Consider the following 6947-nt stretch of genomic DNA (forward strand, 5'->3'; position numbering starts at 1 on the left):
CCTCAAGATCAACGCCTTTGAGCGAGCAGCCGAACGGCCTCAAGATCAACGCCTTTGAGCGAGCAGCCGAACGGGTCGGGGTTGGGCCAGGACACGCCGTTAATAGCCAGGAACGCATTGCTGGCCACGACCTTCGGGTAGTCCGTTATCAACTCTGCCGCTTCACCCACCATCAGCCGCGCCAATTGTTGGTCCGAGCATTCGGCCGGCACGCAATGCCCGGCCACTCGACCGCCGCGCAACACGGTCGCGCTGTGGCACAGCGCCCGGACTTCACCGAGCTTGTGGCTGATAAACAGAATGCTGCAGCCTTCGGCGGCGAGTCGGCGCAAGGTGACGAACAATTCCTCGGCCTCTTGCGGGGTCAGCACCGAGGTTGGTTCATCGAGGATCAGCAAGCGGATGTCTTGCATCAGGCAGCGAATGATTTCTACCCGTTGCCGCTCGCCAATGGACAGGCTGTGGACAAGTCGCTCCGGCTCCAGCGCCATGCCATAACGTCGGGACACTTCACGAATTTTCGGTTCAAGCTGTTTCGGTGTGCCACCCGCCCGGCCCATCGCCAGTGCGATGTTTTGCGCCACGCTCAGTGTTTCGAACAGCGAGAAATGCTGGAACACCATGCCGATCCCAAGGCCTCGGGCCTGGGCGGGGTTGCGCATGGTCACGCGTTGCCCTTGCCAGATCATCTCTCCCGAATCGGCTTGGGTGACGCCGTAGATGATCTTCATCAGCGTACTTTTACCGGCGCCGTTTTCCCCGAGCAGGGCATGGATTTCGCCAGGCGCAATGGTCAGGTCGATAGCGTCGTTGGCCAGGCAGCCGGGGTAGCGTTTGCTGATGCTGCGCAAGTGCAGGCGCGGCGTTTGATCGGGGATCGGCACGGGGTTGGGCATGACTGACTCGGGTCGACAGGAGTGATGCCTGTGGATAAAGCAATTTCCTGGCCATTGAGTCAGGAAAGCCGGCAGTCCCTGCAAGCACGGCTCTCAAGGACGAGGCATTGCTATCTCTCGAGGCTAAGTCAGGCACTACTTCAGGGCAAACCGATTGATCAGGCCCCGGTTTTGCTCGTCGGCAGTTGGTTAAAAAACGAACAACTGCTCGCAAGCCATGCCAGATATGGGGCGGCGACAGCCATGAACGGGTTATCCACAGATTGCTCCACAGTATTTGTGCGCAAGCTCAAAGGACGGGCATAAGCACTGTACGGCTATCTTCTAAAGGTGATAAACCGCGCTAACTATTTGTTTTTACGCGAATTTACGGTGAGTGATGGCGAATTGGACGAAAAGTGAACAAAGCCCGCAAACCCGCATGACAGAAGGGTTACAGGCACCTGTGCTCAGGTTATCCACAGGCGGGTGCACAGTAGATGTGGGCAAATCTCTAACGTCGACGGAATAAGGATGAACGTTGTTGGTGCGTTCAGTGCTGCAACACAATGCGCCCGCGACTCAAGTCCGCCAGCTGCGATTGCAGAGCACTGATTTGCGCTTTCCCCACTGCCAATTGCAGTTCGACGCCGTTGGCGGTGAACGTTTCTTCCACCACCAGCCCGCCCAGTTCCGCCACACGAAGTTTCACCAGCGCCAGTTCGCCGAAGGCGCAGGCACAACTGACGGGTACGCGACTGATCAGCTCAATCTTCGGCGCGGCTTGCAGACACTTGTTGGCGCCGCCGCCATAGGCCCGGGCGAGGCCGCCGGTGCCCAGTTGAATACCGCCATACCAGCGAATCACCAGCACCGCGACCTGGTCGCAGTCCTGTGCTTCGATGGCGGCCAGAATCGGCCGGCCAGCGGTGCCTCCGGGCTCGCCATCGTCGTTGCTGCGGTACTGATCGCCGAGCTTCCACGCCCAGCAATTGTGCGAAGCATTCAGATCGCTATGTTGCTCGATGAAAGCCTGGGCGTTAGCAGGGCTGGCAATCGGTGCGGCGAAGGTGATGAAGCGGCTTTTGCGAATCTCTTCGCGGTATTCGCAAAAGTCGCTGAGGGTAAAAGGCATAGGGATCTTAAATAACAGGGGTCAGGCCGCAGCCTTTGAGGATGATGCGGATCAGATTGTTGCCGGCTTCTTCCATGTCTTGTTTGGTCAGTTTGGTACGCCCGCTGACCCGGCAGATCTGTGTGGCGAAGTCGGCGTAATGCTGAGTGCTTCCCCACAACAGGAAGATCAGGTTGACCGGATCAACCGGGTCCATTTTGCCGGCGTCGATCCACGCCTGGAACACCGCCGCCCGGCCCTGGAACCAGGCCCGATAATCCTGGTTGAAATACTCGGTCAGGCATTCGCCGCCGCTGATCACTTCCATGGCGAAGACCCGCGACGCTTGTGGCTGGCGACGGGAAAACTCCATCTTGGCGCGGATATAACGCGTCAGCGCTTCGGCCGGATCATCCTCGGCGGTCAGGGTGTTGAAGGTGCTGTCCCACAACTCGATGATGTTGCTCAGCACCGCCACGTACAAACCGAGTTTGTTGGTGAAGTAATAATGCAGGTTCGCCTTGGGCAACCCGGCATTCAGGGCGATGGTGTTCATGCTGGTGCCTTTGAACCCGTGCCGGGCGAACTCGTCTTCGGCGGCTTTGATGATGGTCTCTTCGTTCTTCTGACGAATGCGGCTGGCAGGTTTGCCGCCGTGAGCTGGGACTTCAAAGGTCATAGGCACTTCCAGACAAATAGGTGGGTGCAACCAGTGCGTTGATAGCGCACCCACAGGATTCAGACAAGAGCCTGCGCGATAAAACCCTTTGTACTTGTAGGAGCCGAGCTTGCTCGCGATGGCGTCCGGTCTGTCACCAACCAATGTACCGGCCGGTCAGGATCAGGAACGCCATGCCTTCACGGTCCGAAGCGCTGGCGGTGCAATTGAGCGCCTGGTAATGGGCCTGGATCTCCGCCGGCAAGCGGAAGGTCGGGGCAATCGCGTCCTGGCTATTGAGACGCTCGTCATCGAGTTGTTTGTCGTCGACATAAAACAGCGGATGTCCGACCGCGCAGTACAGCAGCGAGCGTTCGCTGTAGAGCGGCTGATATTCCAGCCCTGACAGCGCGCTGGCCTGCGGGACTACGCCGACATGCAAACGGCCATCGAGCACGCCTTGTTCAACTTCATTGGGCGCGATCATGCGGATCTGGATTTGCACGTCCGGGCCGCGTTCCTTCAATTGCGCCAAGGCGTGGGTGATGCGCATGTGGGGGAGGGTGACCAGGTTATCGGTCAGGCCGATGGTCAATTCGCCGCGCAAGTGTTGGTGCAGGCCGTTGACCTCGGTGCGGAAACTTTCCAGCGCACTTAATAGCTGCAAGGCCGATTGGTACACCTCGCGACCTTCTTCGGTCAGGGAAAATCCGGCGCGACCGCGTTGGCACAATCGCAAGCCCAGGCGCTGTTCCAGATCACTCATTTGCTGGCTGATGGCCGAACGACCGATCCCCAGCACGCTTTCCGCCGCCGAGAAGCCGCCGCACTCGACCACGCTGCGAAAGATCCGCAATAAACGGATATCAAAGTCGCTGACTTGCGCGAGTGGATCAGGGCGACGGGTGCTCATAGTTTAGTAGTAGCCTGACTGAACGTTAGAAAAGTTGGATTTCACAGACTTTATCCCCGTGGCAATTTAGCTGCAAGAACGCTTTTGATCTCTACGCCGCTTATTGCCCTGCGAGGTTTTGCCCATGAACTTGCCTGAAAACGCCCCGACTTCCCTGGCCAGCCAGCTCAAGCTTGATGCTCACTGGATGCCCTACACCGCCAACCGTAACTTCCAGCGCGACCCGCGCCTGATTGTCGGCGCTGAAGGCAGCTGGTTGATCGACGACAAGGGCCGCAAGGTTTATGACTCGCTGTCCGGTCTGTGGACCTGCGGCGCCGGGCACACTCGCAAGGAAATCCAGGAAGCGGTCGCCAAGCAATTGGGCACGCTCGATTACTCGCCAGGCTTCCAGTACGGCCATCCGCTGTCGTTCCAGCTGGCTGAGAAAATCACCGACCTGACCCCGGGCAATCTGAATCACGTGTTCTTCACCGACTCAGGTTCCGAGTGCGCTGACACGGCGGTGAAGATGGTTCGCGCTTACTGGCGTCTGAAAGGCCAGGCCACCAAGACCAAAATGATCGGCCGTGCCCGTGGTTACCACGGTGTGAACATCGCCGGCACCAGCCTTGGCGGTGTGAACGGCAATCGCAAGATTTTCGGTCAGGCGATGATGGACGTTGATCATCTGCCGCACACACTGCTGGCGAGCAATGCCTACTCCCGTGGCATGCCTGAGCTGGGCGGTATCGCGCTGGCTGACGAGCTGTTGAAGTTGATCGAACTGCACGACGCTTCGAACATCGCCGCCGTATTCGTCGAGCCACTGGCCGGCTCCGCTGGCGTGCTGGTTCCGCCTCAGGGCTACCTCAAGCGTCTGCGCGAGATCTGCGATCAGCACAACATCCTGCTGGTGTTCGACGAAGTGATCACCGGTTTCGGCCGTACCGGCAAAATGTTCGGTGCCGATACTTTTGGCGTCACCCCGGATCTGATGTGCATCGCCAAGCAAGTCACCAACGGCGCGATCCCGATGGGCGCGGTGATTGCCAGCTCCGAGATCTACCAGACCTTCATGAACCAGGCGACGCCTGAGTACGCCGTGGAATTCCCGCACGGCTATACCTATTCCGCGCACCCGGTGGCCTGCGCCGCTGGCCTGGCAGCACTCGACTTGCTGCAAAAGGAAAACCTCGTACAGAGCGTCGCCGATGTTGCACCGCATTTCGAAAACGCGCTGCACGGCCTGAAGGGCACGAAAAACATTATCGACATTCGTAACTACGGCCTGGCCGGTGCCATCCAGATCGCACCGCGTGATGGCGACGCGATCGTGCGTCCGTTCGAAGCGGGCATGGCGTTGTGGAAAGCCGGGTTCTACGTGCGCTTCGGCGGCGACACCCTGCAGTTCGGCCCAACCTTCAACAGCAAGCCGCAAGACCTTGATCGTCTGTTCGACGCGGTCGGCGAAGTGCTGAACAAGATCGACTGATTTCAACAAGACCTGTAGGAGCCGAGCTTGCTCGCGATGGCGTATTCACAGGCGCCATCACGGCTTGGTTTATACCCAGAGCTATCTATATAGAAGGCGCGTCTGATTGGGCGCGCCTGTGGACAACTTTTCAGGAGCGCTACATGAGCCTTATCCCGCATTTGATCAATGGCGAACTGGTGACCGAAGACGGTCGCACGGTTGACGTGTTCAACCCGTCCACCGGCCAGGCCATTCGCAAACTGCCATTGGCCAGTCGTGAAACCATTCAGAAGGCAATCGACGCCGGCAAGGCTGCATTCCCGGCCTGGCGTAACACGCCGCCCGCCAAACGTGCCCAAGTGATGTTCCGCTTCAAGCAACTGCTGGAACAGAACGAAGCCCGCATTGCTCAGTTGATCAGCGAAGAGCACGGCAAGACCCTGGAAGATGCGGCGGGTGAGTTGAAGCGCGGTATCGAGAACGTAGAATTTGCGTGCGCAGCGCCGGAAATCCTCAAGGGCGAATACAGCCGCAACGTCGGCCCGAACATCGATGCCTGGTCGGACTTCCAGCCGTTGGGTGTTGTGGCTGGTATTACTCCGTTCAACTTCCCGGCGATGGTGCCGCTGTGGATGTATCCGCTGGCGATCGTCTGCGGCAACTGCTTTATCCTCAAGCCTTCGGAGCGCGATCCAAGCTCCACGCTGCTGATCGCTCAACTGCTGCTGGAAGCCGGCCTGCCTAAAGGCGTGCTGAACGTCGTGCATGGTGACAAGGCTGCGGTGGATGCGCTGATCGAAGCGCCGGAAGTCAAAGCGCTGAGTTTCGTGGGTTCGACGCCGATTGCCGAATACATCTACGCCGAAGGCACCAAGCGCGGCAAGCGCGTCCAGGCACTGGGCGGTGCGAAGAACCACGCGGTGCTGATGCCGGATGCAGACCTGGATAACGCTGTCAGCGCACTGATGGGCGCGGCGTATGGTTCTTGTGGCGAACGCTGCATGGCGATCTCCGTGGCCGTGTGCGTGGGTGATCAGGTGGCGGATGCGTTGGTGGCCAAACTGGTGCCGCAGATCAAGGCGCTGAAAATCGGTGCGGGTACCAACTGTGGTCTGGACATGGGGCCTCTGGTGACTGGGCAGGCACGTGACAAGGTCAGCGGGTATGTAGAAGACGGCGTTTCTTCCGGCGCGACGCTGGTGGTGGACGGCCGTGGTCTGACCGTGGCGGGTCACGAGGAAGGTTTCTTCCTGGGTGGCTGCCTGTTTGATAACGTCACGCCAGAGATGCGCATCTATAAAGAAGAGATCTTCGGGCCGGTGTTGTGCGTCGTTCGGGTCAAAAGCCTGGAAGAGGCGATGCAGCTGATCAACGATCACGAGTATGGCAATGGCACCTGCATCTTCACCCGTGACGGTGAAGCGGCGCGGTTGTTCTGCGATGAAATCGAAGTGGGCATGGTCGGCGTTAACGTGCCGCTGCCGGTGCCGGTGGCTTATCACAGCTTTGGTGGCTGGAAGCGTTCGCTGTTCGGCGACTTGCATGCCTATGGCCCGGACGGCGTGCGTTTCTACACGCGCCGTAAAGCCATCACTCAGCGCTGGCCGCAGCGCGCGAGCCATGAAGCTTCGCAATTCGCATTCCCTAGCTTGTAAGTAGAAGGGAAGAAGGCCGGCCCCTTGGGGCCGGCCTTTGTGTTTCCGGGGTTTTTTGACCCATATGACAGAATTGTGAAATTAAGTGTTGACGGCAGATTCAGGATGTCTATAATTCGCCCCACTTCCGGCGCAGTCGAAACGGAAAACTCCTTGGTAAACAAAGAGTTACGCAGTTTTCGGCAGTGAGTGGCTTCAGTTCATCGAAGTCCGAAAGGAGTTGAAAAAGAGGTGTTGACAGCAGCGTGTAACGCTGTAGAATTCGCCTCCCGCTAC

General features: G+C 58.7%; 4 protein-coding genes and 2 pseudogenes. 2 read left to right on the forward strand and 4 right to left on the reverse strand.

Going from position 1 to position 6947, the window contains the following annotated elements; all coding sequences use genetic code 11:
* Window positions 1–38: 38 nt before the first annotated feature.
* The 4 genes and pseudogenes from AC1D2P_RS30290 to AC1D2P_RS30305 form a co-directional block, all read right to left on the reverse strand.
* Window positions 39–896: pseudogene (locus AC1D2P_RS30290) on the reverse strand (ATP-binding cassette domain-containing protein); the annotation flags it as partial.
* Window positions 897–1428: 532 nt separating this feature from the next.
* Window positions 1429–2010 (reverse strand): IMPACT family protein, encoded by a 582-nt coding sequence (locus AC1D2P_RS30295; RefSeq protein ID WP_109785522.1) that lies wholly within the window; start codon window positions 2008–2010, stop codon window positions 1429–1431.
* 7 nt (window positions 2011–2017) lie between these two features.
* Window positions 2018–2668 carry a TetR/AcrR family transcriptional regulator gene (locus AC1D2P_RS30300; RefSeq protein WP_460163293.1) on the reverse strand — a complete coding sequence of 217 codons (651 nt, stop codon included), beginning with the start codon at window positions 2666–2668 and terminating at the stop codon, window positions 2018–2020.
* A 136-nt stretch (window positions 2669–2804) separates the two neighbouring features.
* Window positions 2805–3560 (reverse strand): annotated as a pseudogene (locus AC1D2P_RS30305) (LysR family transcriptional regulator); the annotation flags it as partial.
* A gap of 124 nt (window positions 3561–3684) precedes the next feature.
* Here AC1D2P_RS30305 and aptA point away from each other — a divergent pair.
* Window positions 3685–5034 (forward strand): omega-aminotransferase AptA, encoded by a 1350-nt coding sequence (gene aptA, locus AC1D2P_RS30310; protein ID WP_046032949.1) that lies wholly within the window; start codon window positions 3685–3687, stop codon window positions 5032–5034.
* A 143-nt stretch (window positions 5035–5177) separates the two neighbouring features.
* Window positions 5178–6671 carry a CoA-acylating methylmalonate-semialdehyde dehydrogenase gene (locus tag AC1D2P_RS30315; protein WP_477758588.1) on the forward strand — a complete coding sequence of 498 codons (1494 nt, stop codon included), beginning with the start codon at window positions 5178–5180 and terminating at the stop codon, window positions 6669–6671.
* Window positions 6672–6947: the final 276 nt, after the last annotated feature.

This window comes from Pseudomonas sp. P1_F1_2 (genome assembly GCF_056405815.1).